General features: G+C 55.4%; 26 protein-coding genes and 2 pseudogenes. 3 read left to right on the top strand and 25 right to left on the bottom strand.

Annotation, left to right across the window (positions count from 1 at the left end):
• Positions 1-160 precede the first annotated feature (160 nt).
• From ACVXHP_RS20720 to ACVXHP_RS20700, 5 genes and pseudogenes are all read right to left on the bottom strand, one after another.
• Positions 161-299, bottom strand: a pseudogene (locus ACVXHP_RS20720) (hypothetical protein); the annotation flags it as partial.
• 394 nt (positions 300-693) lie between these two features.
• Positions 694-1,593 carry a porphyrinogen peroxidase gene (gene yfeX, locus ACVXHP_RS20715; RefSeq protein WP_165408226.1) on the bottom strand — a complete coding sequence of 300 codons (900 nt, stop codon included), beginning with the start codon at positions 1,591-1,593 and terminating at the stop codon, positions 694-696.
• Positions 1,594-1,686: 93 nt separating this feature from the next.
• On the bottom strand, positions 1,687-2,262 hold the full coding sequence (locus ACVXHP_RS20710) for an RpoE-regulated lipoprotein (RefSeq protein ID WP_165408225.1): 576 nt from the start codon (positions 2,260-2,262) through the stop codon (positions 1,687-1,689).
• A 59-nt stretch (positions 2,263-2,321) separates the two neighbouring features.
• On the bottom strand, positions 2,322-2,771 hold the full coding sequence (locus ACVXHP_RS20705) for a DUF2919 domain-containing protein (protein ID WP_447572111.1): 450 nt from the start codon (positions 2,769-2,771) through the stop codon (positions 2,322-2,324).
• Positions 2,758-3,183: a GNAT family acetyltransferase gene (locus ACVXHP_RS20700; RefSeq protein WP_006683546.1), complete on the bottom strand. Its 426-nt coding sequence runs from the start codon at positions 3,181-3,183 to the stop codon at positions 2,758-2,760. Before ACVXHP_RS20700 ends, ACVXHP_RS20705 begins: the two co-directional genes overlap by 14 nt.
• A 213-nt stretch (positions 3,184-3,396) precedes the next feature.
• Between ACVXHP_RS20700 and amiA the strand changes: the two genes are divergently transcribed.
• Entirely contained in the window at positions 3,397-4,266 is an 870-nt protein-coding gene (amiA, locus tag ACVXHP_RS20695) for an N-acetylmuramoyl-L-alanine amidase AmiA (RefSeq protein WP_038642512.1), read from the top strand.
• Positions 4,267-4,268: 2 nt separating this feature from the next.
• Positions 4,269-5,168 carry an oxygen-dependent coproporphyrinogen oxidase gene (gene hemF / locus ACVXHP_RS20690; RefSeq protein WP_304701056.1) on the top strand — a complete coding sequence of 300 codons (900 nt, stop codon included), beginning with the start codon at positions 4,269-4,271 and terminating at the stop codon, positions 5,166-5,168.
• Between the two features lie 93 nt (positions 5,169-5,261).
• Here the strand turns inward: hemF and eutR are convergent, their stop codons facing one another.
• The 18 genes and pseudogenes from eutR to maeB form a co-directional block, all read right to left on the bottom strand.
• Positions 5,262-6,314 carry an HTH-type transcriptional regulator EutR gene (gene eutR / locus ACVXHP_RS20685; RefSeq protein ID WP_447572110.1) on the bottom strand — a complete coding sequence of 351 codons (1,053 nt, stop codon included), beginning with the start codon at positions 6,312-6,314 and terminating at the stop codon, positions 5,262-5,264.
• Positions 6,315-6,362: 48 nt separating this feature from the next.
• Positions 6,363-6,893, bottom strand: coding sequence for an ethanolamine utilization microcompartment protein EutK (eutK, locus tag ACVXHP_RS20680; RefSeq protein ID WP_447572109.1), 531 nt, complete (start codon positions 6,891-6,893; stop codon positions 6,363-6,365).
• Positions 6,894-6,904: 11 nt separating this feature from the next.
• The gene (gene eutL, locus ACVXHP_RS20675) at positions 6,905-7,564 is read right to left on the bottom strand and encodes an ethanolamine utilization microcompartment protein EutL (protein WP_304701061.1); all 660 of its coding nucleotides are present in this window, start codon (positions 7,562-7,564) and stop codon (positions 6,905-6,907) included.
• A 9-nt stretch (positions 7,565-7,573) separates the two neighbouring features.
• Positions 7,574-8,470: an ethanolamine ammonia-lyase subunit EutC gene (gene eutC / locus ACVXHP_RS20670; protein ID WP_447572108.1), complete on the bottom strand. Its 897-nt coding sequence runs from the start codon at positions 8,468-8,470 to the stop codon at positions 7,574-7,576.
• Between the two features lie 20 nt (positions 8,471-8,490).
• Positions 8,491-9,852, bottom strand: coding sequence for an ethanolamine ammonia-lyase subunit alpha (gene eutB / locus ACVXHP_RS20665; protein ID WP_003038029.1), 1,362 nt, complete (start codon positions 9,850-9,852; stop codon positions 8,491-8,493).
• An 11-nt stretch (positions 9,853-9,863) separates the two neighbouring features.
• On the bottom strand, positions 9,864-11,267 hold the full coding sequence (eutA, locus tag ACVXHP_RS20660) for an ethanolamine ammonia-lyase reactivating factor EutA (RefSeq protein WP_447572107.1): 1,404 nt from the start codon (positions 11,265-11,267) through the stop codon (positions 9,864-9,866).
• Entirely contained in the window at positions 11,264-12,496 is a 1,233-nt protein-coding gene (gene eutH / locus ACVXHP_RS20655) for an ethanolamine utilization protein EutH (protein WP_137360602.1), read from the bottom strand. Before eutH ends, eutA begins: the two co-directional genes overlap by 4 nt.
• A gap of 118 nt (positions 12,497-12,614) precedes the next feature.
• Positions 12,615-13,802: an ethanolamine utilization ethanol dehydrogenase EutG gene (eutG, locus tag ACVXHP_RS20650; protein WP_447572106.1), complete on the bottom strand. Its 1,188-nt coding sequence runs from the start codon at positions 13,800-13,802 to the stop codon at positions 12,615-12,617.
• Positions 13,792-14,631, bottom strand: coding sequence for an ethanolamine utilization protein EutJ (gene eutJ, locus ACVXHP_RS20645; protein WP_447572105.1), 840 nt, complete (start codon positions 14,629-14,631; stop codon positions 13,792-13,794). The genes eutG and eutJ overlap by 11 nt, the downstream gene beginning before the upstream one ends.
• A gap of 12 nt (positions 14,632-14,643) precedes the next feature.
• Complete coding sequence (locus ACVXHP_RS20640) at positions 14,644-16,047, bottom strand: aldehyde dehydrogenase family protein (protein WP_042306904.1); 1,404 nt, start codon at positions 16,045-16,047, stop codon at positions 14,644-14,646.
• Between the two features lie 11 nt (positions 16,048-16,058).
• Entirely contained in the window at positions 16,059-16,346 is a 288-nt protein-coding gene (eutN, locus tag ACVXHP_RS20635; RefSeq protein ID WP_003038011.1) for an ethanolamine utilization microcompartment protein EutN, read from the bottom strand.
• A gap of 114 nt (positions 16,347-16,460) precedes the next feature.
• Positions 16,461-16,754, bottom strand: coding sequence for an ethanolamine utilization microcompartment protein EutM (gene eutM, locus ACVXHP_RS20630; protein WP_003835054.1), 294 nt, complete (start codon positions 16,752-16,754; stop codon positions 16,461-16,463).
• Between the two features lie 169 nt (positions 16,755-16,923).
• Positions 16,924-17,934 (bottom strand): annotated as a pseudogene (gene pta, locus ACVXHP_RS20625) (phosphate acetyltransferase); the annotation flags it as partial.
• Entirely contained in the window at positions 17,931-18,734 is an 804-nt protein-coding gene (gene eutT / locus ACVXHP_RS20620) for an ethanolamine utilization cob(I)yrinic acid a,c-diamide adenosyltransferase EutT (protein WP_447572104.1), read from the bottom strand. The pseudogene pta and the gene eutT, both read right to left, overlap by 4 nt.
• Before the next feature lie 9 nt (positions 18,735-18,743).
• Positions 18,744-19,448 (bottom strand): ethanolamine utilization acetate kinase EutQ, encoded by a 705-nt coding sequence (gene eutQ / locus ACVXHP_RS20615; RefSeq protein WP_137366386.1) that lies wholly within the window; start codon positions 19,446-19,448, stop codon positions 18,744-18,746.
• Positions 19,426-19,905 (bottom strand): ethanolamine utilization acetate kinase EutP, encoded by a 480-nt coding sequence (gene eutP, locus ACVXHP_RS20610; RefSeq protein ID WP_003037998.1) that lies wholly within the window; start codon positions 19,903-19,905, stop codon positions 19,426-19,428. The genes eutQ and eutP overlap by 23 nt, the downstream gene beginning before the upstream one ends.
• Positions 19,906-19,917: 12 nt before the next feature.
• The gene (gene eutS / locus ACVXHP_RS20605) at positions 19,918-20,253 is read right to left on the bottom strand and encodes an ethanolamine utilization microcompartment protein EutS (protein ID WP_003037995.1); all 336 of its coding nucleotides are present in this window, start codon (positions 20,251-20,253) and stop codon (positions 19,918-19,920) included.
• Positions 20,254-20,413: 160 nt separating this feature from the next.
• Positions 20,414-22,693 (bottom strand): NADP-dependent oxaloacetate-decarboxylating malate dehydrogenase, encoded by a 2,280-nt coding sequence (gene maeB, locus ACVXHP_RS20600; RefSeq protein ID WP_200005507.1) that lies wholly within the window; start codon positions 22,691-22,693, stop codon positions 20,414-20,416.
• A 279-nt stretch (positions 22,694-22,972) separates the two neighbouring features.
• Between maeB and tkt the strand changes: the two genes are divergently transcribed.
• Positions 22,973-24,967 (top strand): transketolase, encoded by a 1,995-nt coding sequence (tkt, locus tag ACVXHP_RS20595; protein ID WP_200005506.1) that lies wholly within the window; start codon positions 22,973-22,975, stop codon positions 24,965-24,967.
• Here tkt and ACVXHP_RS20590 read toward each other — a convergent pair.
• Together ACVXHP_RS20590 and nudK are read right to left on the bottom strand one after the other, a co-directional pair.
• On the bottom strand, positions 24,957-26,000 hold the full coding sequence (locus tag ACVXHP_RS20590; RefSeq protein WP_316129234.1) for a DUF1176 domain-containing protein: 1,044 nt from the start codon (positions 25,998-26,000) through the stop codon (positions 24,957-24,959). The genes tkt and ACVXHP_RS20590 overlap by 11 nt on opposite strands.
• Positions 26,001-26,123: 123 nt before the next feature.
• The gene (nudK, locus tag ACVXHP_RS20585; RefSeq protein ID WP_006683526.1) at positions 26,124-26,699 is read right to left on the bottom strand and encodes a GDP-mannose pyrophosphatase NudK; all 576 of its coding nucleotides are present in this window, start codon (positions 26,697-26,699) and stop codon (positions 26,124-26,126) included.
• Between the last annotated feature and the right edge of the window lie 55 nt (positions 26,700-26,754).

Genomic DNA, 26,754 nt, shown 5'->3' with positions numbered 1-26,754 from the left:
GCGTCCTGGCTACCATTTTTTTTATCACCTTCAGTAGGCTGATTTTGTGATTGATCACCCGTACGTGTTTGATTGGATGTCATGCTGGTAGCGCTGCTGCTGGCTTCGCTACCGCGTGTCGGGGATGCTACTGCCTGAACAGTTTGTTCAACCAGAGAAGGCGCTTCGTAACGTTTTTTAGAGCTTTCATACATAATTAGCATACTGTTAAGTACGAAAACTAACATTAAAAATATAAAAATACATAACACTGTTGAAAACGCATCAACAAACGTTGGCCATGGGTTACTCTCTTCCATTGTTCCAATCTTCCATAAAAACACCAATTTAGAATAGTTCCTGGCGGATATTATATTTACCAAAGCAATAAAAGAAACATGGGAGTTTATTTTTAAGAAAATATCAATATAATAAGCAATATAAAAAAACCAAAAACATTCACAAAAGCAATATGAAGTAACAAAGTCACCTATTTATTCTTTTATTTTTAAATAATATTATATGCACCTCAACATTACTTTTATTTTTAAAAGTTTTTTTAAAAACAACTAAATGAATCATTAATATATTCTATGACCGAAAAAGCAGTTTATAGAATATAAAAACGGCTTCTTTTTACAGAAGCCGTTGCAATATAACGATTGACCCTTTTCAGTATTGTCCGTAGACAACTTTACTAAAAATGTTAATACACTATAGCGCCATCAGGCGGTCCAGCGATGGGGCAAAGTAATAGCCGCCGGTCACTGGTTTGGTGAAGCGCAGCATCGCGTCACGTTTGCCATCGGTGTCGCCAAACATACTCAGCAACTGCTGCTCAATGTTGTGCAGACGTGCGCAGTAGGCGCAGAAATAGAGACCGTGTGTGCCGCTGGCGGTACCGTACGGCAGGCTCTGGCGCACAATTTTCAGCCCTTTACCGTCTTCTTTAAGGTCGACGCGGCTCAGGTGAGAGGTAACCGGACGGTCATCACCGTCGATCTCTTCGTTGGCTTCCTTGGTACGACCAATCATCATTTCCTGGTCGTGAATGCTCATGCGGTTAAGCTGCTTCAGGTTATGTTCCCAACGCTGCACAAATACATAGCTGCCACCAGCATCCACGCCATCTTTGATCACCGCGACGTCACGGCGCGTTTCTTCACCTGCCGGGTTTTCCGTACCGTCAACAAAGCCGCTGAGATCGCGTTCTTCCACCCAACGGAAACCGTGGATCTCTTCTTTGACGTCAATACAGTCGCCAAATGCTTCCATTGCCGCCTGCGCGACGGAGAAATTCACGTCGTGACGCAAAGAGAGAATATGGATCAGCACATCATATTGGGTGGCCGGCGCCAGGCCTTTACCGTAAGGGATAAAGTCTTTTAACTCTTCCGCCCCAACGCCGCCGCTTAATGCACGCCAGGTGTTGTTGCCGAAAGCCACAACCGCGCCCAGGTGCGCATCCGGGAACTTCGCTTCAAAGGTCGCCAGTTTATCGGCAAAGGTTTTGCTGGCCGCACGCAGGGCCTCAACGTCGCCTTTAACATTGGCTTCAATCCAAATCGCCGCGCGGCAATGTTCTGGCAAAATGCCACTCTGAACCTGAGACATTGTTCCTCCTGAAAAAAAGATGCCACGACCTCGTGGCATTGATTGGCGCTATTCTACCTGTTTTTTTAGCAAGTCGATTTGTTCAGACGCAAATTAACGCCGCCAGATAATTTTGCTGACTTTCCACGTTTTCAGCGTGTCGTCCGACGGCATTAAGCCCTCAGGCCCGCTCCATTCGCCGGAAAAAATATAGCTAATATGCTGACTTCCTTCAGCTTTACATTCAACGTTCGCGCTGTCATCACCAGTTGCCTTCTGGCAGTTACCAAAGGCTTTGGTGTAAAGGTCGCTAAACGGTGTACCGATTTCGACACCCGCGTCTGATGAAATATCGCTGTCCAGGACATCAATACGGCTGATGGTTCCCTGGCTGCCATTGATGACCATTGCCAGTTGGTCATCTTTCATCGCTTCAAAGAAACGCACCACATTTCCGTTATCAGTCTTCATCCCGCTACGCAGGCGGTAATCACCGTCCAGCGCATCAGCAATCGTTTTTTCATCCAACGGCGTAGCGCCTGTTAACGCGCCGACGCCCTGCTCAGTGACCTGCGTTGAAGAACCAAACCAGTTCCACGGATTGGCGGCAGACCAGTTCACCGACGACAGCGTTGAACACCCGGTCAATAGCAGCGGCATCGCGCATAAAGTCAAACGCAGTGATTTCATTTCACTTCCTTCCTTATTTATCAACGTTGCTTGGAGTCCCGTTTCGCCAAAAAGTGCCGTTATTCTTTCTCAACGGAGAAACAGGCGCGCAGACGTTGATTGGTTAACAGCCAGACCAGCGCGACGATATCCGCCACCAGCAGCGCCAGCCCGACGCCGTTGACCCGATCGCCTGCCAGCCACATCACTGGCTGCCAGCACAGCAGCACCAGTTGCGCGAGAATCAGTAATCCGCGCAGCCAGCGCCACAAAACAGGAAACGCAAAACGCCGCCCGCTGAGTAAAAACGCCAGCACCGCGGGCACGCCGGGAAGCAATCCCAGCCAGAACGCGTCATGATCGGGATAAAACAGATTCAGTAGTGTGTTGCCCTGCTCACGGGAAGAACCGGCAATCACAAACAGAACCCAGGTGCGTGCCTGCAGCAACAGTACGCACCAGAAGAGAAAAGGCAGTCGCAGACGTCCGTGACCGTCATAGTCGGCGGGATGGAACTCAGTACTCTTCATCTTCGATCAAGCGCTTACCGAGATTGAGTACATCCGCATGTTCATAGCCCAGGCGTTCATACATGCCCAACACCAGATCATTATCTTCACGCACCATGATTTGAATCTTCGGACACCCGCGGGCGATGAGCTTTTTCTCCAGTCGGTTAAGCAGCGCATTGGCGATGCCGCGACCGCGAAACTCAGGATGCACGCCCAGGTAATAGGCCGAGCCGCGATGCCCGTCGTATCCGCCCATCACCGTACCGACCACCTCGCCGTTCACTTCAGCGACCAGGAACAAGCTGACGTCATGATTTACTTTACGCTCAATGTCCATTTCCGGGTCATTCCATGGACGCAGCAAATCACAGCGCTCCCAGAGGGTGATCACCTCTTCGAAATCTTCCTGGCGAAAAACGCGTATTTCCATGGTATTGGTTACCTTTTCAGGACGTTAAAAAGCGATTATGGCGCGAACGGCTGATTTAGCCAATATCTGACGCGAAGCGGCGGAAAAAATGGCATAATACGGAATTGTCACGTATTGAAATGAAAAGTAAAACAATTCTTATCCCGATCCGTCGCAACGGACAACGCGATACGATATAACGTTTAGAACCTTTTTTTTTACAACTCAGGCCGTATGAGCACTTTTAAACCACTAAAAACACTCACATCGCGCCGCCAGGTGTTGAAAGCCGGGCTGGCCGCCCTGACGCTGTCAGGCATGTCGCAAGCCATCGCTAAAGAAGAAGCGCTTAAGACCAGTAATGGACACAGCAAACCGAAAGCGAAAAAATCAGGCGCTAAACGCGTGGTTGTCCTTGATCCGGGTCACGGTGGTATTGATACCGGCGCAATTGGCCGCAACGGTTCGAAAGAAAAGCACGTGGTACTGGCGATTGCCAAAAACGTGCGCTCGATTCTTCGTAACCAAGGGATTGATGCGCGTCTGACCCGCTCCGGCGATACGTTTATTCCGCTCTACGATCGCGTCGAGATTGCCCACAAACATGGGGCCGATCTTTTTATGTCGATCCACGCCGACGGTTTTACCAACCCGAGTGCTGCGGGCGCATCGGTCTTCGCGTTGTCCAATCGCGGGGCCAGTAGCGCCATGGCGAAGTATCTTTCCGATCGCGAAAACCGCGCCGATGAAGTCGCCGGGAAAAAAACCACCGATAAAGACCATTTGTTGCAGCAGGTGCTGTTCGATCTGGTGCAAACCGATACCATTAAAAACAGCCTGACGTTAGGCTCGCATATTCTTAAGAAGATCAAGCCGGTACACCGTCTGCACAGTCGCAGCACGGAACAGGCCGCCTTCGTGGTGCTAAAATCACCCTCAATTCCTTCGGTGCTGGTCGAAACGTCGTTCATTACCAACCCGGAAGAAGAACGACTGCTGGGCACGGCGGCATTTCGGCAAAAAATTGCTACCGCTATCGCCAATGGCATCATCAGCTATTTCCACTGGTTTGATAACCAGAAAGCACACTCGAAGAAACGTTAATCATGAAGCCCGATGCACAGCGCGTAAAACAGTTCCTGCTTAGCCTGCAGGATGATATTTGCCAGCAGTTATCCGCCATAGACGGCGCCGAGTTTGTTGAAGATAGCTGGCAGCGCGAAGCGGGCGGCGGTGGGCGCAGCCGGGTGCTGCGTAACGGCGGTATTTTCGAGCAAGCGGGCGTCAACTTCTCTCACGTCCACGGCGATGCGATGCCGGCCTCGGCTACCGCCCATCGACCTGAGCTTGCCGGGCGCAGCTTTGAGGCCATGGGCGTCTCGCTGGTGGTGCACCCGCAGAATCCCTACATTCCGACCAGCCATGCCAACGTGCGGTTTTTTATCGCGGAAAAACCGGGCGCCGACCCAGTCTGGTGGTTTGGCGGCGGCTTTGACTTAACGCCCTACTACGGCTTTGAAGAAGATGCGGTACACTGGCACCGTACGGCGCGGGATCTGTGTCAGCCGTTCGGTGAAGACGTTTATCCCCGTTACAAAAAGTGGTGCGATGACTACTTCTTCCTTAAACACCGCAACGAGCAGCGCGGCATTGGCGGGCTGTTTTTTGATGATTTGAATACGCCGGATTTCGACCACTGCTTCGCCTTTATGCAGGCGGTGGGGCATGGTTACACCGGGGCGTATCTACCCATCGTCGAACGCCGCAAAGCGATGAATTGGGGCGAGCGCGAGCGCAACTTCCAGCTTTATCGTCGCGGGCGCTATGTCGAATTTAACCTGGTGTGGGATCGCGGCACGTTGTTCGGTCTGCAGACTGGCGGGCGCACCGAATCGATTCTGATGTCGATGCCGCCGCTGGTGCGCTGGGAGTATGACTGGCAGCCGGAAGCGAACAGCCCGGAAGCTGCCCTTAGCGAGTTTATTCAGGTCCGCGACTGGGTGTGATTGCCTGATGGCGCTGCGCTTATCAGGCCTACAACGATGCCGTCCTGTAGGCCTGATAAGACGCAAAGCGTCGCATCCGGCAACATAATCTCATCACGCCCAATGCCGCATACGCTGATGCAGCGTCAACGACGGTTTTTCCGCGAACAACTGCTGGTAATCGGTAGCAAACTGCCCTAAATGCCAGAATCCCCACTGCATGGCTGCATCTTTCACCGTCGAACTTTGCGACCACGGGCTTATCAGCTCGCGACGCACGGCGTTCAGGCGAATACGTTTTAACCAGGCATTCGGACCAATACCCAGGATCGCGTGAAAGGCGTTTTGCAACGTCCGGCGGCTGACGTGCAGTTGGTTACACAAATCGAGCACGGTCAGCGGCTCTGACATGTTTTCCAACACATATTCGCGCGCACGCGACAGCAAACGACGATAGCTCTGATGGCTGATGCTCTCAGCGGTTATAATCGGCTGCGCTTCTTCCAGCATAGTCCCCATCGCCAGCAGCAGGTTATCGCCCAACACCTTGCGTACCGCAGGTTGGCGCAGGTTCTCCGGATTCTCGCTAAACGTCGCCAGCGCCTGCTGCACAAAGCCCCATAGCGCGGCTTTGTGCTGTTCTTTGACTTCCAGCGCCGACTGGTTGCGCAGCATGTGCAGCACCCTTTCCGGGTTATGCAGGAAGTTGGCCTGACGGGCAATCGTCTCTTCCGAAATGACAACCCCCAGAATGGTGTAATCATCCGGCGTACTCAGTTCAAACTCCGTCCCGCCTGGACGGGTAGCAATTTCAGCACTGCCCAGACACTGGGCGCCAATAAATCCCTGTTCGCCGCGCGTGGCCGGAATACCAAACCAGAACGAGTTCGGCCAGACCAGGCACGACTGGCGCAGCGCGAGTCCGGTGTATTCACGGAAAACCTGAATATCGTCGAGCAGGATTTCCGTGAACTCGCCATGAAATTTTCCCGGATGCAACTGGTCGTAAATCTGCTGCCAGGCGGTAATCGTCAGCGCGTGTTCATACACATCCGTTGTTCGCCGCTGGTGAACGTTGTCCACCTCGACTTTCGGCGTAAGTTTAACGTCTTCGGGTAATGCTTCATGATAAAGATGGTGCAGGTTTGCAGTACGGTTCTTTTTCATGATCTTTTAAGCCGGAAGCTTCAACGAAGCCCCCGGCCCTCCGACAGGTTAATTTTTTAAGCGATAGCGACTACTGCGTTTACGCAACGCTCCGTCAGAAAAGAGCTGTTCCAGCGCCTTTCTGGCTTCATCAAGTGACCAGCCAAAGTGGGCAGCCACTTCCCCTGCCGTCATTCCTTGACGGACCGATGCCAACAGCGTCAGAAGTTGTTCAGAAGATTCAGACGTCAACGGGGCGCCCTGCGTCTTCTGTGCTTTTACGTCTGTTTTCACTTCTGGCTTCTGTTCTGGTTTCTTCGGCTGGCGCTTAAAACCGCCGATCAGCCACTGGGTGTCATCGTCCGGTCGGCCTATCTCCTTACGGCTGATAACACGGCCCGTACGCGCGGCGGCAGCGCTGCCGGCATCCAGCGCTGCACGGCACGCCGCCAGATCGCCTTCCACGACCAGCGTCAGCCTGCCAGGATCGAGCACTTCGTGGCTCAGCAGGCGTACATTCGCGGCTTTCAGCATGGCATCCGCCGCGTCTACGGCAGCCACCATGCCATCCACTTCCAGTAATCCCAGTGCATTGATCATCACAACCTCTCTTACGCGCGCTGGATTGGATTACGGGCAATATCCAGAACGGCATCGGCAAAGGCGTTACATGCGGCTTTACAAGCGGCCTGGCTACCGGTCAAAAACGCTGCTGAGTAGTTGGTTTCTGACGGCGGTGGCACGTAGGTCACCAGTTGTACATCGGCAGATTTCAGCGCCGCATCAATACCAAATGTTGCTTCCAGCGGCGGTGCCACCAGATACGCCATCGGATCGCCAAGTCGACATCCCGCCGTCGCGGAAAGATACGAACCGGTACGCGAAACTACGTGCGCCAGGAAAGCAGTATTTTCTGCATCATTCGCCCATTGGAACGCTGCACCGCTTTCAATGTTGGCCACCATCGCGTCCAGACCCGCGCGAACTTCAGCCGGGTTTGGGCCACCGAGCATAATCAGTACTTCGCCCGAGGTTGGAGAGGGACTGTGCGCCGCGCCGGCATACAGCGAGCGGCCATAAACCACTTCCACCATCGCCTGTTTTGTCGCTTCGTCTGCGGCAATATACGCCACGTCATCAGAATCTGCTGTGATGAGTCCGAGGCTACGTATATGTGGCGGTAATTTAAGCTCACGGGCAAAACCGTCATTTACCGAGGCAATCACACGCATTGCGGTGACTGAAGGTCTAATCAAATCTAATGCTGGCATGATGCCTCCTTAACGGGTCATATTGATGCCGGAGGCTTTTTGCTCCAGCATGCGCTTGGCCAAATCCACAATTACCGCCGCTGCTTCTACCGGTGGCGTACCGCCCTGGTGAATGTTCGAGATACAGGTACGGTCAGCTTCAACGGTTGTCGCCACGCGCGGCGAATAGACGGCGTAGCAGGAGAGACTTTCCGACTGGCCGAGGCCCGGACGTTCACCCACCAGCAGAATCACCACTTTAGCGCCCAGCAGTTCGCCGATCTGATCTTCGATTTTCACACGACCATAGCGAACGAAGAACGGGGTTCCGACCTTCAGCCCGGCCTGTTTTAAGCCTGATAACAACGGCGGCAGAATCTCTTCGTAGTTGGCGGTGATAGCGTCGGTAGACAAGCCATCAGAGATAATCACCTGCACATCCGGGTTCATTACACACTGCGATTTCAGCGCTTCAATGGCTTCCGCACTTAGACGACGGCCCAGATCCGGGCGCGTCAGATACAGGTTTTTGTCACTGATTTCCGAACGCACTTCCAGCAGCCCTTGCGCTTTTACCCACTCTTCCGGCACTTCTTTTAACACCGTATCTTTCGAACGCGAGTGGTCAGCCAGGAAGCGCAGCAGCGCCTGGGTACGCGGACGAGGACCGGCGCGCCCGGTACAAACACGCGCAGCGGTACTGCGACGCAGTTCAGTCAACACCTCTGCACGGTGCGGATTCTCAACGCCTATCCACGCTTTGGCTTCGGCTGAACCTAAGTCCATCGCACAGCTTTCACCGGTCGGCGCGGCGCACTGCGTGGTACTGCATTTTGCTGGTGCTGACGGTTCTTGAGCCTGCGGCTGCGACTCCCCCATTGACGCCATTACGCTGCGTACAATTTCTTCAATCTGTTTTTGATCCATCGTGTTTCATCCCCGCATCATCAGAAGAACAGTGACGGATCGCCCGCCCGTTTGGTCAGGCGACCGTTTGCCATAATGCCCATGGTTTCCAGCCAGCGTTCAAACTCCGGCGACGGGCGCAGGTTCAGCAACTGGCGCACGGTCGCGGTATCGTGGAATGCGGTGGTCTGATAGTTGAGCATGATGTCGTCACCGAGCGGCATGCCCATGATGTAGTTGCAACCAGCGGTGGCGAGCAGAATCATCAGGTTTTCGTTAAGGTTCTGGTCAGCATCAGCATGGTTGGTGTAGCAGCAGTCACAGCCCATTGAGATGCCGCTCAGCTTGCCCATGAAGTGATCTTCTAAGCCCGCGCGAATGATCTGACGGTCGTTGTAGAGATATTCCGGCCCGATAAAGCCCACGACGGTATTCACGAGGAACGGATCGTAGTGCCGCGCCAGCCCGTAGTTACGCGCTTCCATTGTCACCTGATCGGCGCCGAAGTTAGCGCCAGCGGAGAGCGCAGAACCTTGTCCGGTTTCGAAGTACAGGCAGTTTTCCCCGGCGATACGGTTGAATTCAGCGCCCACGGCGCGCGCTTCATCCAGCATTGCCAGCTCCACGCCAAACTCTTTTAAGCCTTTTTCGCTACCACAGATACTCTGGAAGATAAGCCCCCCCGGCGCGCCGCGACGAATCGCTTCAATCTGGGTGGTAACGTGCGCCAGTACGCAGCCCTGGGTCGGAATGTTGAATTTATCGATAACGCCGTACACGGTATCGAGCACGCGGCTTAAGTTTTCCACGTCATCTGTTACCGGGTTTACGCCGATCACCGCATCGCCCGCCCCGAAAGACAGCCCTTCATAGATTTGCGCCGCAATACTCTGCACGTCGTCACGGGTGTCGTTCGGCTGCAAACGGCAGCTAAAGGTGCCCGGCAGACCGATAGTGGTGTTAGCCTTTTTGATCACCGGCATTTTCTTACCGCCGTAGATCAGGTCCGCGTTGGAGCAGATTTTTGCTACCGCGGCGACCACTTCCGACGTTAACCCTTTACGCGTAAACGCAATGTCATCAACAGAGGTTTCATCGCTCAGCACGTACTCGCGCAGCTCGCTGATACTCCAGTTTTTAATGCGGTTATAGGCCGTTTCGTTGACGTCATCCTGAATCAGACGCGTCACGCAGTCCTCTTCATAGGAAATCACCGGGTTATTGCGGATATCCGCTACCGTCATTTCCGACAGCACCTGCTTGGCCGCCACGCGTTCCTGCGAACTGGTTGCAGCTACCCCTGCCAGCACATCCCCCGAACGCAGTTCGTTGGCTTTTGCCAGCACCTCTTTAACATCCTTAAACTGATAAACATTGCCGAACAATGTGGTCTTTAGTTTCATAAGTCGTTCCCTCAGGAAGGAAATGCGAGTGATTTCACCGTCACCGGCACAACCGATCCGCCAAAAAGAGGCGTACCAATGTCGATATAGTCCCCCGCCCGGACAACCACCTCATCGATGACCGCCAGCGGGTGTTGCTGTAACTGTGGGCGTAACAGCATGCCCAGGGCTTTACCAAAATCCTGCTCGGCTACCACCAGCAGGGGATGCGGATTCGGATAGCGCGTGACAAAAGCCAGCAGCGCATCAATTACCGTTAACAACGCGGCGTAGCGCACCGGCAGAGAACCGGGTAGCGCCAGCACGTAGGCGTCCGTTTGCGGATCCAGATCGAGCTGCATCAACGCCTGTTGCCAGGCGGCCACCAAATCAGCCTCATCAACCGGAATCGCCACCGGCAGATTGCGCAGCGGAAGCGCCACGCCTTCCAGCCAGATGGTGCTGCCAGAAAGCGACAGCGTATGCGCCCCGGCGCCAATCACCGTGGCGCGCACGGTTTGCGCCGGGAACTGCACGTTCATCTCACGCAGGCGCGGATGTTCATGCAACGCCGTGGCGAGCAGCGGCCCAATGTCGGAAAAACAGAACGGATCGGCAGGTTGGTTGCGGTAGCACTCGCCCACCCCGCCGGACAACGTAATCACTTCCGGTTTCACGCCCGCAGGCAGCAGACCGGTTTGCATCAGCGCCTGCGCCAGCGGTGAAAGCGTGCCGTCAATCACCTCCACAATCAGCGCCGCCATGCGTCTTGCTACCTGGACCAGCTGTGCGGCGTTAAGCGTTCGGGCGTCAAAGCCTGGACCAAATACGTCATCAACAATCATCTGTCCCGGCTGATGCGCATGCACCACGCGCCCCTGACCGTCGGTTTCCAGCAGTCGCCCACCCACGTTCAGGCAGGCCGAACCGCTGACTTTTCCGGCGTCGAACAGCACGTAGTTCGACGTCCCGCCACCGATGTCGATATTCAGTACACGGCACAACTTCTGCTCAGACAGCGTTTGTGCGCCCGCACCGTGACCGGCGATCACCGACTCCAGATGCGGACCGGCGCTGGCAACCACGAAGTCCCCCAGCGACTGGGAGAGCGTCATTACCGCCGGGCGGGCGTTGCGGGTTTTGGCGCTTTCTCCGGTGATGATGATCGCGCCGGAATCAACACTCTCAGGCGCGATGCCTGCCGCCTGATACTGGGCCAGGATCAGTGCTTTAAGTTCGGCCTCTTTCAACCCGCCCTGCTTATCAACAGGCGTGAAGAACACCGGGCTTTGCCAGCTAATTTCGCGTTTGATAAATTCATAGCGCGGCACCTGCGACACCGCCGCACGGTTAACCAGCTCAAGGCGCGAAAAGATCACCTGAGTGGTGGTGGTGCCGATATCAATACCGACGCTCAGTAGCTGGCGAGTATTCACGATTGCGCCTCCGGGTTGGTTTCTACTTCTGCTGGCACGTTTTCATCTTTCGGTACCAACAGCATAGCCACACCAATCGCCGTTACGCCGCCAATCAGCTTGCCGACAATCATTGGGAAGATCATGGCGTTCATGTTGGCAGCGGCGAAACCTAAGTGGTCACCCAAGGCGAAGGCCGCAGAGACCGCAAAGGCGCAGTTGATCACTTTGCCGCGGGTATCCATATTCTTCATCATGCCGAACATTGGGATGTTGTTCGCCAGCGTCGCGACCATACCCGCAGCCGCAATGTTATTGACTTTTAACAGGTTACCGACGCTCATCAGCGGTTTTTCAAACCAGCGGGTCAGCAGGAGCACCATCGGGTACGCACCAAGCAGCACGCAGGAGATAGAGCCGATAACTTCGATGGCGCGCATCACTTCACCCGGCTTGTCGCCCGGCGCCATAAAGATGGGATCAAGACCCGGAATCAGCTCCCAGCCGAGCAGGAACTTAATTACCGCTGCCGCCAGACCGAGGGTGATTAACGCCACCAGGAATTTCGCGAAGATCTGGAAGCCGTTGATCATTTTTTCCGGGATAAATTTCAGACCCAGCGCCACCAGCACAGCTACGATCAGTACCGGGATCATGTTCATCAGGATCAGCGCGAAGGTGAACTCCACCGGTTGACCGTTGATTTCGACGCCGGAGTACATCGCGACCAAACCACCCGCGATACAGCCAATCGGAATGGTGACGATCCCGGCCAGCACGCCCAGCGCCAGATAACGACGGTCAGACGGTTCAATAATCCCCAGCGCAACCGGAATGGAGAACACCAGCGTTGGCCCCATCATCGCCCCCAGGATCAGGCCAGAGTACAGCCACGCCGCAACGTCGCCGCCCGCCAGCTCTTTCGCCAGGAAGAAGCCGCCCATATCGCACGCCAGCAGCGTTCCGGCAAACATCGACGGGTTCGCGCCCAGCATTTCGTACAGCGGAATAATCACCGGCCCGAGCACATGCGCCAATACCGGAGCCAGCGCGGTCATACCGACCATCGCCAGACCCAACGCGCCCATCGCCATAAAACCTTCTTCAAACTGACCGCCCGATCCCTCAATACTCTTACCGAACTTACCGAGGAAGCGCGCTGAACCGCCGAACTGCGACAGGATCCTGTCCACGGCGGCAATCAGCATAAAGAACATCATGATGTACATGATGATTTCGTTAATTCCCATAGCCCCTACTCCCTGTCATTTGTGATTTGTAGGCCGGATAAGACGTTTACGTCGCCTCCGGCATTAACGCCGTGTTATTGCCGGATGGCGGTGCGAGCACCTATCCGGCCTACAGGCATTACCCGGCAGCCGCGTACAGGTCGATAATCTGTGCCTGTGTGGCGGTGCGTGGGTTACTGCGAATACAAATATCCTCCAGCGCGGCGTCAGCCCATGCGCTGTAATGCTCAGGCTTTGCCCCAACGTCAGAGAGCCGTTTGGTCTGGCCCACTTCGCTAATCAACTCGCTGACGGCGTTGATGGCATCGCGATCGTCCGACTTCTTGTTGGTTAACGCCCGTCCGATATGACTGAAGCGTTCGCGACACACCATGCGGTTGAACCCCATTACCGTGGGCAGCAGCATGGCGTTAGCCTGCCCGTGCGGAATGTGCAACGTCGCACCCGGCTGGTGGGCCATCGCATGGCACAGGCCCAGCCCCGCGCTGGAAAACGCCATCCCGGCCATACAGGAGGCCAGCAGCATGCTTTCCCGCGCCGCCAGATCCTGCCCATAGCCAACGGCCTTCGGCAGCGATTTACCGATCATCGCAATCGCGCCAATCGCCAGGCTGTCGGTAAACGGCGTCGCGTTCAGGGCGCTGTACGCTTCAACGGCGTGCGTCAGCGCATCAATCCCGGTCATCGCCGTGACGTGGGCGGGTACGCCTTCCGTTAGCGCGGCGTCAAGAATCGCCACGTCCGGCATCAGCGACGCGTGCGCCAGCACCTTTTTTAGTCCGGTCGCGGCGTCGATAATCACCGTGACGTTAGTGGTTTCCGACCCCGTGCCGGCGGTAGTCGGTACGGCAATCAGCGGCAAACGCGGGCGTAACGCGCTGCGTTCGTCCATATCAGCCAAGGTCTGCGTGGGATTGGTCACCAGCAGAGCTACTGCTTTAGCGGCATCCAGTACGGAGCCACCGCCAAAGGCCACCACGCCGTCGCACTTCGATTCACGCAGTTGCGCGACCGCGGCGCAGACATCCGTAATGCACGGTTCGCCCACCGGACATGGCCACAGCGTCATCGCCACACCTTTCATCGCCAGGCTGCGTTCCAGTGCAGCGGTCATTCCCGCCTGATGCAGGAAGCTGTCTACCATGACAAACATGTGCGTCAGTCCGCGCGTTTGTGCTTCCTGTCCGCAGGTACTGAGCGCTCCGAGTCCGCAAAGGGTGACCGGTGGGACGCTAAACGTTTTTACGCGTTGCAGATTCAGGGTATCGAATGCCTGAAAGAGCGCGGTCTGCAATTCAGCTTGCATAGATTCCTTCCGCTTTTTCTTTTCCGCTGTTGGCAATCGCCAGCGGGGTCATAAACAGGCTGTGCTGAGGTAAATGCACCTGCAGTTCCGGGAAGCGCTTACGAAACAGCTCATCCACGCCCGGCTGCATGCAGGAACCGCCGGCCAGCCATAAATCGGTGACGCCCTGACCCGCAATATGATGAGCCACGATTTCCGCCATCTTTTCGTAGACCGGCTTAACCACCGGCCAGATTTCCTGACCGTTGCTACGTTTGTACTGTTCGGCTTCTTCCAGTTGGATACGGCGGTTTCCGGCCAGCGTCAGAGAAATGTGATGCCCACCGGTCGCTTCATCGGCGGAGTAGGTCACTTTGGCCTGTTTAACAATGGCAATCCCAGTGGTGCCGCCACCAATATCCACCACGCCAGCGTTATCGAGCTGCAACAGATCCGCCACGGCGGTCGGCTCGTCGAGCACATGACTCACTTCAAGTCCGGCTGACTCCAGCACGTTGATGGAGATACGTGGGTCCGTTCCCGGTGGAAATGAGGTTGCCGCATGGGTAAAGCGACAACCCAGTTGTTGCTCAAGCGTATCGAGATGGCGACGAACGATGGTCACTGCGCCGAAGAAATCCCAGACGATGCCATCGCGCACGACATCGGCCCAGTCGAGGCAAACCGCTACCGGCTGTCCGTCACCGTCGACAACCATCGACACCACATCACACGTCCCCAAATCAACGCCCAGCCATAGCGGTGATTCGCTCTTTGCAGGCGTCTGGTTGCATAGCGTGGCCGCTTTTTGCAGCCTGGGTGTCAGCCAACGTTGTTCGTCGTGCGCCATCTCTTTTACTCCTTATACAATTCTGAAGGCGTCCACCAACACACAGCGACGCAGACGCACAAACGTACGCGCGCTGGTCACCCCTTCCCCGGTTGGCGTGGTAATGGTCATCGTGGTCCAGCCTTCGCCACCGAGTCCCAGACCGGCAATACACGGCCCGTTCTTGACGAAAATGCTGGTATCAATGGCGTTCGCCATGCGGTTCATGTTGTCGATATTGCGCGAGTGCATCGCCGCCGTATGGTGGCAGCCGCCTTCCAGCTTGACCGCCAGTTCAATGGCCTCATCGACGTTAGCGACCCGCACGACCGGCAGAACCGGCATCATCAGTTCGGTGACAGCAAACGGATGCGTCGCGGAGGTTTCGACGAATAACAGCCGGGTTTGCTCCGGTACGTTCAGACCAATCGCCGCAGCGATTTTGCCTGCGTCGCGCCCTACCCAGTCACGACTGACCGTGCCTTTACCGCGCTCATCGATATTTTTCAGCAGCACCGGTTGCAACTGTTCGGCCTGAGCTGCGGTCAGTTTCACCGCATGCTGGCTTTCCATCAGACGCATCAGCTCATCGGCGACGCTGTCGACCACAATCAGGACTTTTTCGTCGGCGCAGATGATGTTGTTGTCAAACGAAGCGCCCTTGACGATCGACTGCGCCGCGCGCGCCAGGTCGGCCGTTTCATCCACCACCACCGGCGGGTTACCCGCACCGGCGGCAATCAAACGTTTGTTGGTGTGTTTACGCGCGGCATCTACTACGGCTTCGCCACCGGTGACGACCAGCAGGCCGATGCCTGGGTACTTGAACAGGCGCTGGGCGGTTTCGATATCCGGGTTGGCAACGGTGACCAGCAGGTTTGCCGGGCCGCCTGCGGCGACCACAGCCTGGTTAAGCAGGGTGATGGCGCGCTGAGAAACTTTTTTCGCTGCCGGATGCGGCGCGAAGACCACGCTGTTGCCAGCGGCGATCAGGCTAATGGCATTGTTAATAACGGTTGCGGCCGGGTTGGTGGACGGTGTCACCGAGGCCACCACGCCCCACGGCGCGTTTTCAATCAGCGTCAGGCCGTTATCGCCGGTCAGGACCTGTGGAGACAGGCATTCCACTCCCGGCGTGCCGCGTGCCTGCGCCACGTTTTTGGCAAATTTATCTTCAACGCGTCCCATGCCGGTTTCTGTGACGGCAAGTTCCGCTAATTCTCTGGCGTGCTTTTCGCCCGCCTCACGTAGCGCCGTGATAGCCAGTTGGCGCATGGCAACGCTTTTCAGCCCTTGCTGGGCCAGTTTTGCTGCCGCCACTGCGTCATCCAGGGAGGCAAAAACGCCCATTTCTTGAACGGCACTGACCGGTTGGCTGCTGTCTTTCATTTTCAGCAGTACCGCTTTCACGACCTGTTCAATATCCTGTTGATTCATGATTTTCTGCCTTATTTATGGAAGATCACCTGACCACCTGCCACCACTTCATCGACAATGCCAATCACGCACAGATCGACAGGTGATGATTCGTTACGGTGCGCCTGACGGGCTGAGCTTCCGCTGACCAGCAGCACCCACTCTCCGGTTCCCGCCCCGATGCTGTCGATAGCAACAGCACATTGCCCGTCGGGATTACCCTGGGCATCAATCATTTCCACCATCAGCAACTTGTCGTGCGCGAGCCCCTGATGGCGTACGGTACAAACAATTTGTCCTGTGACGATTGCCAGTTTCATACGCGCCTCCGTGGCATATTTCAGGTAAAACCTCCCCCTACCCTCCGCAGAAGGTAATGTGAAAAGGAGAGAGGGTGACGCCAGCAATACAGTCTGTGGCGTCACATGGACGACTTACATGTCGTTGCTGTCGCCTTTAAAGCTGATCGGGAACACTTCTTCCAGATCGCCATGCGGACGCGGGATCACATGTACGGAAACCAGCTCGCCAATACGCTGTGCAGCCGCAGCACCTGCGTCCGTTGCAGCTTTGCATGCCGCTACGTCGCCACGGACCATGGCAGTGACCAGACCGCCACCGATCTGCTTCACGCCAACCAGTTTCACGCGTGCCGCTTTAACCATTGCGTCAGAAGCCTCAATCAGTGCAACCAGGCCCCGGGTTTCAATCATTCCTAATGCTTCCATTATGCTTTCCTCTTAGTCGAAGGGGTCCAGAACGGGACCTATACATACACTTCATCCTTCACACCGCCTCTTTGTTGGCTGCGTTTGCTCACCTCAGTCACTTACTTAAGTAAGCTCCTGAGGTTCCCGCACTTGCCGCCTCGACGCTGCGCGAATGATTTTGTGTATTAACCAGTGTGTGCGAGGCGTTTTCACGACTCACGTCAGTCTGGCGCGGCACTGCTGCCACCAACGCCAGTTCGATAATTTCCTGTACGCTACAGCCGCGAGAGAGGTCATGAAGCGGTGCGGCAAGCCCTTGGATCAGCGGCCCGACTGCACGATACCCTCCCAAACGCTGGGCGATTTTGTAACCAATATTGCCTGCTTCAAGCGATGGGAAGACCATCACATTGGCATTGCCCTTTAACGGACTTGCAGGCGCTTTTTGCGCGGCGACATCCGGAACAAAGGCGGCATCAAATTGCAGTTCGCCATCCACGATAAGCTGTGGCGCACGTTCACGAACGATCTCCGTGGCCTGCTGCACGTTAGCGACGTTGGGGTGACGGGCACTGCCATTACTTGAAAACGACAGCATGGCCACGCGCGGCTCTTCACCGGTAATTGCCTGCCAGGTCTGCGCGCTGGCAATCGCAATATCCGCCAGCTGTGCGGCGGTGGGCTGGGGTACGACGCTGCAATCGGCAAAGCCTAATGACGGTCCGAGATACTGCGGCAGCATCAGGAAAATCGACGACAGCGTTTTACAGCCAGGCTGTAGCCCAATAATGCGTAACCCGGCGCGCAGCACGTTTGCCGTCGACGACAGATTGCCTGCGATACAAACGTCAGCTTTCCCCGCGCTGACCATTGCTGCGGCGAACATCAGCGGATCGTTAAGTTTTTCCAGCGCATCCGCAGGCGTTTTATCTCCCGCGCGGGCCAGCCAGCGCAGCGCAAACTCTTCGCGCATTGCCAGATTGCTTTGCGGATCGATAACCTGGATACCATCCATCGCCACCCGATGGCTGAGAGCAAACTGGCGCAAGGCAAATGGGCTGGCGACGAGAATGGGGCGCGCCAGACCGTGCTGATGCAAATAATTCGCCGCTTTCAGCACCCGGACATCCAGCGCATCCGGGAACACCACCCGAGCAGGGGCTTGCTGGGCGAGTTGACGAGCACGTTCGATGATCATGGCTTCTCCCCCAGTCGCTGTTGAATTTGGCTAACCGTCAGCGGATGTTTCGCCACGCTCAGAATCATCATCACGTAGACCGTACTGGAAAGGCGGTTGAGCGCCTGCATGATGTCCGGTCGCATAACTTCAAAACTGCGGGTGATGAAGACCTGAGCCGCCACCGTCTCCGTTTCACGGACTTTGGTACGCAGCAAATTCAGCAACGCGCAATCACGTCCGTGGCTGGCCTCAGGCACCAGATGATCGTGATCCAGATAGCGCAGCGGATTATGTGAAAGCCGGTGTAAATCTTCGTCGCTCAAACCGACGACAGCTTGTGCGGCCAGCGGCTCGTCCATAGCATCGGCACGCATAATATTGCCCAGACGCGAACGGATATCCGCCAGCCACGGCTGCCACGGTTCCGCCAGCTCGATCTGCAACCACACGGCCAGCGCGATGGTGCTGTCCAGCGCGGCGCGAAATCCCAGACGCGGGTCACTTTTGGCTACCATCTTGTCTGCCGTTAGGTGCGTCAGCGTGTCAGGTTTCTTCGCCACCGGTTGATGACACAGTTCGCAGCTGGCCTGTGGATGGGTATCGCTGCTGGTTAAACCATGCACCGGCTGCGGCTGCTGTTGTTCGTCATCAATAAACAGGCTGCCCTGCTCGTCGATAAACTTAATGCGCAGATGTCGGCTTTCCAGTAATTCCCGGGCAGACGGCGTCAGGCGAGCGCCAGCGGGGAGGTGAATTTCAGCCCCTTCGCTGAGCGTATGATTCGCTCTGAGCCATCCTTCGGTAATGAAATCCTTCATACATCCGCCTTAGCAGGACTGCCAGTTCGCAGGCCAGGCCACATACAGAAACTTCACCGTCGATGGCGTACCGAATTCAATGCTGGAGCCTTTCGGGATAAACATGACGTCCCCGGCTTTAGCAATCATAGTTTCGCCTTCGTGGCGAACATGCAGCTCGCCTTCCAGAATCATGTCGATTTCGTCGTAGTTCAGCGTCCATGGGAAAAAGGCGTTATCCCACTGCATGAACCCGGCGGCCATGCTGCTACCGTCCTGGTCGGTCACCAGGTCGGTTAAGCCAACGCAGTGTGGTTGCGCGCCATCAAAACGCCCAAACTTCACGCTGCTACCGTCGATGACTTTGACGCCGCCTTTGCCGGTGACCGATTTAAAGCTTGGCTGCATTCCGCCCTGCTCCAGCGACTGTTTCTCCTTCATGACTTTATCCATCAGCTGCGCGACCAGGCTTTCGGTAAATTGTCCTTCGGGCAATTGCGCAATGATGGTTTCACGAATGCGCTGGCTCTCCGTTTTGCCATCATCCACCGCAGCCGGTGCAGCAGCGGCGGCAGTTGGTGCGGATTCGTCGCATTCACGGATAGTGACACCCAGCAGCTCCGCCACTTCGCGTGCCTCCGGGGTGATGATGCTGGCGCGCAGAACAACCGACATTTCCTGTTCGCCGCGTGCGTGGGCCGCACGAATATCGTTAGCTGTGATGAGTTTTTTCACCTGCCCTTTCCTCCTTTTGGCTGAGCTCAGTCAGATAATCCACCAGGTGCTGCACGCTGCGCGGGTCATGGCTATTGAGCTCGAAAATCGGCTCCTGAAACCCCATCCCGCGAAGTAGTTGTCGCGTTGCGGCGACGTCGGCATCCGGCATGTCCGTTTTGCTGATAACGGCGATTTGTCGTTTACTGGCACCGATATCCAACAGCCCGGCAGGTAAGCGACTTTCTTTATCATTTGCCGCGTGTATATAAATCAACGTATCGACATCCTGCAGCGTGGTAATTAAGGCGTGGTACCAGCGCGGATGGCTAAAATATTCTCCTGGCGTATCGATATCGCCATTTTCATTAAACTCAACGGCCTGTGTTTTTCTGGCGAGGGAATAATTCCCCTGTAGCGCATTAAAGAGCGTTGTTTTCCCCGCGCCCACCGTACCGACAAACGCAATACGTTTCATCGCCGCCTCTGATTAACTTTTTGTCAGGTTGCACAAAGTGAAATTTAATAACCGACCCAGACCGCTCACCGTCTGTAATAGCGCTTCTTCTACCGCGCCTACCGAGCCATAAATCACCAGTGCGCCGCTGAATCTATCGAGAAAGCCGATATGTACATCCGCCGCTTTCATGGCTAAATCACCGGCTATCATCGCGGTTTCGCCTGGCGTCAGCGTCATAATGCCGATAGCGCCCGCTTCGGGAACGCCGATCTTTTTCGCCAGTTCTTCGCCTGGGTGCGCAATGAGATGCGCCAGCGTGACCTGTTTCCCCGGCACAAATTCCTGAATGATGCGTTCTTTTTCCATTGCTCACCGCCTCCGCTAAAACTGCCCTCATCGTGGCAATTTTTTGTCAGAGTAAATAACAAAATTCGGCAACCAGGTTTAAAAGGTGAAGTGGATCACTAAGAAAAGGAAAATAAAAAGGCGCGGGAGGATACCCGCGCCCGAAATAATTAAAGTGAAATTACAGCGGCTGGGTTTGTGCTTCTACAACGGCCAGCGCCACCATATTAACGATACGACGAACAGAGGCGATCTGCGTTAATACGTGAACCGGTTTCGCTACCCCCATCAGCACTGGGCCGACCGTTACGCCTTCTGAGCTGGAAACACGTAGTAAGTTGTAACTAATACGAGCAGCTTCCATATTCGGCATCACCAGAATATTGGCTGAGCCTTTCAGCGGGCTATCCGGCATACGGTCATTACGGATACTTTCCACCAGCGCGGCATCACCGTGCATTTCACCGTCAATCATCAATTCTGGCGCACGCGCCTTAATCAGCGCCAGCGCTTCACGCATTTTGCTGGCCGACGGACAGTTTGATGAGCCAAAGTTGGAATGCGACAGCAACGCTACCTTCGGCTCGATACCAAAGCGACGTACGGTTTCCGCCGCCATCACGGCGATTTCAGCCAGTTGCTCCGGCGTTGGGTCATCGTTGACGTAGGTATCGGCGATAAAGGTGTTACCGCTTGGCAGCAGCAAAGCGTTCATCGCCCCGGCGGTATGCACGCCATCACGGTAACCAAACACCTCTTTCACCACGCTGAAGTGCTCATGGTAGTCGCCAATCGTACCGCAGATCATCGCATCCGCTTCACCGCGCTGCACCATGATCGCGCCGATCACCGTAGTGTTGGCAATCACCGCACGCTGCGCCTGCTCTTGGGTAATACCACGGCGCTTCATGATCTGGTAGTACTCGCTCCAGTACTCTTTGAAGCGCGGATCGGACTCATTGTTAACGATTTCAAAATCGACGCCAGCTTTGATCTGCAGCCCCAGTTTCTGGATACGCATTTCGATAACGCTCGGACGACCAATCAGAATCGGCTTCGCCAGACCTAAGGTGATCAGCTCCTGAGTCGCATGCAGCACACGCGCCTCTTCCCCTTCCGTCAGCACCACGCGCTTCGGCGCTTTACGTGCCAGAGAGAAAATCGGCTTCATGAACAGGTTGGTTTTGTAGACAAACTCGGTCAGCTTATCGATATAAGCGTCAAAGTCGGCAATCGGGCGCGTCGCCACACCGGAGTCCATCGCCGCTTTTGCTACCGCCGGGGCGATTTTGACGATCAGACGTGGGTCGAACGGTTTAGGGATGATGTATTCCGGGCCAAAGCTCAGGTCCTGATCGCCATAGGCGGAAGCCACGACTTCGCTCTGCTCGGCGTGCGCCAGCTCAGCAATCGCGTGAACTGCAGCCAGTTTCATCTCTTCGTTGATGGCGGTAGCGCCGACATCCAGCGCGCCGCGGAAGATGAACGGGAAGCAGAGGACGTTGTTAACCTGGTTCGGGTAGTCGGAGCGACCGGTACAAATGATGGCGTCGGAACGCACCTCTTTTGCCAGCGGCGGCAGGATTTCCGGTTCCGGGTTGGCGAGTGCCAGGATCATTGGCGCACGCGCCATCTTCTTGACCATTTCCTGGGTCAGCACTTTCGGGCCGGAACAGCCGAGGAAAATGTCTGCGCCGTCAATCACGTCATCCAGCGTACGTTTACCATCATCCACGACCGCGTAAGCCGCTTTGGTTTCCGCCATGTTCGGTTCGCGATCTTTGTAAATCACGCCTTTGGAGTCGCAGACCACAATGTTGTGTTTCTGCATCCCCAGCGCCACCAGCAGGTTCATACAGGCAATCGCCGCCGCACCTGCGCCGGACACCACCATACGCACGTCAGAAATGTTCTTCTCCACCACCCGCAGACCGTTAAGAATTGCGGCGGTGCTGATGATCGCCGTGCCGTGCTGATCATCATGGAATACCGGTATATTCATGCGCTCGCGCAGTTTTTGCTCAATGTAAAAGCACTCCGGCGCTTTAATATCTTCGAGGTTGATGCCGCCAAACGTTGGCTCCAGGGCCGCCACGACATTGATAAATTTATCCGGATCAAGCTCATCCACTTCGATGTCGAACACGTCAATCCCGGCGAATTTCTTAAACAGGACGCCTTTACCTTCCATCACCGGTTTGCCAGCCAGTGCGCCGATATTGCCCAGGCCCAGAACCGCCGTACCGTTGGAGATAACCGCAACCAGGTTGCCGCGCGCGGTGTATTTGTAGGCCGCCAGCGGGTCCTTTTCAATTTCCAGACACGGCGCTGCAACGCCTGGCGAGTAGGCCAGGGCAAGATCGCGCTGTGTTGCCAGAGGCTTGGTTGGAGAAACCTGAATTTTACCTGGTACTGGAAATTCGTGGAAATCGAGGGCGCTTTGTTTTAACTGGTCATCCATCTTGTTGTTCCTTTCACGTGTCGATCAAAAAATTGGCGCGGGTAACCATGCTACGAGCCGCACATTATCACCTCTGTCAGCGGCCCAAACTTTGAAGGTCCCCAAACTCTCGCCATTCAAAGAAAGAATTTGTTATCAACTTATAACAGCCATGTTACCTGCTTAATCCAGCAATGCCATGCTTGTCTGCTATGCTTTTTGCGTGTGCAGCCCGCAATTTTCCCAAAAGTGTGAATTAACACACGCATCTAACGCTTTACTTTTCAAGGAGTATTTCCTATGACCCGTAAAGAGCTTGCCAATGCCATTCGTGCGCTAAGTATGGATGCCGTACAAAAAGCTAACTCTGGCCACCCCGGCGCACCAATGGGTATGGCCGATATCGCCGAAGTACTGTGGAATGATTTCCTCCGCCATAACCCGACCGATCCCACCTGGTACGATCGTGACCGGTTTATTCTGTCCAATGGTCACGCTTCAATGCTGCTTTACAGTCTGTTGCACCTTTCCGGCTACGATTTGCCGTTAGAGGAGTTGAAGAACTTCCGCCAACTGCACTCGAAGACGCCAGGACACCCGGAAATCGGCTACACGCCGGGCGTGGAAACCACCACCGGTCCGCTGGGTCAGGGTTTAGCCAACGCGGTTGGCCTGGCGATTGCCGAACGCACGCTGGCGGCGCAATTTAACCAGCCGGATCATGAGATTGTCAGCCACTTTACCTACGTATTCATGGGCGATGGCTGCCTGATGGAGGGGATTTCCCATGAGGTTTGTTCCCTGGCGGGAACCCTGGGACTGGGCAAACTGATCGGCTTCTACGATCACAACGGCATCTCGATTGATGGTGAAACCGACGGCTGGTTTACCGACGATACCGCGAAACGCTTTGAGGCCTATCACTGGCATGTCGTGCATGAGATTGATGGTCATGATCCTGAGGCGGTGAAAAAAGCGATTCAGGAAGCGCAGGCTGTTACCGATAAGCCGTCGCTGATTATCTGCCGCACGGTGATTGGTTTTGGCTCACCGAATAAAGCCGGGAAAGAAGAAGCGCACGGCGCTGCGCTGGGTGAAGAAGAAGTGGCGCTAACCCGACAGAAGCTGGGGTGGCACCATCCTGCTTTTGAGATCCCCAAAGAGATTTACCGGGCGTGGGATGCACGGGAAAAAGGCGAAAAAGCGCAACAGGCCTGGAATGAGAAATTCGCGGCGTATCAACAAGCACACCCGGAGCTGGCGGCTGAATTTACCCGCCGAATGAGCGGCGGGCTGCCGGAACAGTGGGAAGAAACGACCCAGAAGTACATTACCGATTTACAGGCTAATCCAGCCAAAATCGCCACCCGTAAGGCCTCGCAAAATACCCTGAACGCCTACGGGCCGATACTGCCTGAGCTGCTCGGCGGGTCAGCGGATCTGGCGCCAAGCAACCTGACCATCTGGAAAGGTTCCGCTTCGCTTAAAGAGGATCCGGCCGGAAACTACATCCACTACGGCGTGCGGGAGTTTGGCATGACCGCGATTGCCAACGGTATCGCCCATCACGGTGGCTTTGTGCCGTACACCGCCACGTTCCTGATGTTTGTTGAATATGCCCGTAATGCCGCACGCATGGCGGCGCTAATGAAGGCCCGACAAATCATGGTTTATACCCACGACTCGATTGGTCTGGGGGAGGATGGTCCTACGCACCAGGCCGTCGAGCAGCTCGCCAGCCTGCGTCTGACACCTAATTTCAGCACCTGGCGACCGTGCGATCAGGTCGAAGCCGCGGTAGGCTGGAAGCTGGCGGTCGAACGCCATGACGGGCCAACGGCGCTAATCCTCTCCAGACAAAATCTGGCGCAGGTTGAGCGTACGCCTGAACAGGTGCAGCAGATTGCCCGCGGAGGATATGTGCTGAAGGACAGCGGCGGTAAACCGGATGTTATTTTGATTGCGACCGGTTCAGAAATGGAAATTACGCTGCTGGCGGCGGAAAAATTGACCGGTGAAGGTCGTAACGTGCGCGTGGTTTCTCTGCCCTCAACCGATATTTTTGACGCTCAGGATGAGGCGTACCGGGAATCGGTCTTACCGGCAAACGTCAGCGCGCGCGTGGCAGTGGAAGCAGGCATTGCCGATTACTGGTACAAATATGTCGGCCTAAAAGGGGCAATTGTCGGCATGACCGGTTATGGAGAATCGGCTCCGGCAGATAAATTGTTCCCGTTCTTCGGCTTTACGGTGGATAACATCGTCGCCAAAGCGCATAAAGTGCTTAACGCGTGATCCACAATGTGGGCCAGGCATCTGGCCCATGCCAGTTATCGCAACTTGGTTCCTGGGCATAACGCGCCAGGCGAAACCGCTGTCCGTCATAGCGCCAGCGCGTCTGGATGCCACAATCTGCCAACCCTCGTCCTTTGGCGAGGGTGACCAGTTCCCGCGACTTCTCGTCAAACGTGGCGTTGGTCAGCTCCATATCCCGACTTTCGGCATCCGTTTTAAATGGCAGACTCAAACGTACGGCACTGGAAGTTAACGGTTTTACGCGCGAAACAATCCACGCAAGATCGATAGTGTTATATGCCCCGGCTTCACAGCCGATCATCAGTAGCGCTTTATCATCCGTCAGGGCCGTGACGCGCATTTCGCGACGCAGCGGATCGATCGAGCAGCGAATACCATTGATTCGCCAGTTACCGTAATCCAGCAGCTCGCTGCGCTCTTGTTGCGTTAAAGGGGTTGGCGTTGGATTAATGACAGCCACACCTTTCAGGGGCGGAGCTGGCGGTACACTGAGCGGCGGCTCATCACCTTTTTCGATCCATGCGGTTTCGCTCCCAACGCGTTTTTGCTGGGCGTCGATAAACAGCAATGCGGCTTTTAATCCGATCAGTGAAAGATTCTGCGCGCCTTTTTGCAGGGTTATTGCCTTCGCGTCCTGTACAGTTTGTAAAAATGCGCTAATGGTGACCGGATCATCGGTCATCAGTTGCCAGGGCGTAATACGCCAGTGCTCACCGCTAAGCGAAAGCGGTGCGCCATCCAACAACAGACGCGGCGCAATTTCGCTCTCTTTAACATGGGAAGACTCCAGCCCTCCCAGCTCAATGCGCAACACAGCGTCGGTGTGCGCCCCGGCGCTGCGGCTGAGGGTCATAACCAGGCCATGATGCTCTCCGGTATTACGCGCCACGCAAAAATTCTGGTTATTACACGTCACCTGCCAGTCAGAAAACGCCTGCTGCGCGGGCGCGGCCCACAGCAAACGCACGGGTAGCAGCCCGAGCAGGAAAATGAAAATGACGCGATAGCGCATGGACGGTACAACCCCGAAATCAAAACACACAGCCTAAGCGGTATCTTCCTTGCGCGACTGATGTGGCTCAATAAGAATCGTCGGATTGGCCGTCTATTTGTAAAGAAATATTAATGCAGAGGGTTAATCCATAAGGTGCGACGACTGCAGGTAGTTCAACAACAGCACCGTTTTGCCGTCACGGATCTCACCCGTTTTAATCATTTCCAGTGCCTGCGTGAACGGTAGCTCCAGAACCTCAATATCTTCATCTTCAACACCGCCGCCTGCGTTTGCCCGCTGACTGTCACTGTATTGCGCGATAAAGAAATGGATCAGCTCCGTTACACCGCCCGGCGACATGTAGAGTTCGAACAGTTTACGCACTTCCCCCACTTCATAGCCGGTCTCTTCAATTGCCTCTTTACGGATACACGCTTCCGGTTCGTCGTTATCCAGTAGCCCGGCGCAGGTTTCAATCAGTTGCCCGTCTTCGTTACCGTTGACCCAGGTCGCGACGCGGAACTGACGGATGAGCACCACGGTTTTCTTCTCCGCGTTATACAACAGAATAGTCGCGCCGTTGCCGCGATCGTAAACCTCGCGCTTGTGACGAATCACCTCACCATTACTCCGGGTCAGGTCATAGGTAATATTGCGCAGGATGAAGTAGTTATCAGAAAGGACTTTGTCTTTGATGAGGGTAATTTTTTGCGACATACCAGCTCCACGGCGAGAAGTGAGAAATAATACTACGCCGTGAAACCGGGTTTGT

The sequence above is a fragment of the Citrobacter freundii complex sp. 2025EL-00176 genome, from assembly GCF_053309355.1.
The sequence above is the reverse complement of the archived record's forward strand: the minus strand, read 5'-3'. Positions and strand labels throughout refer to the sequence as shown.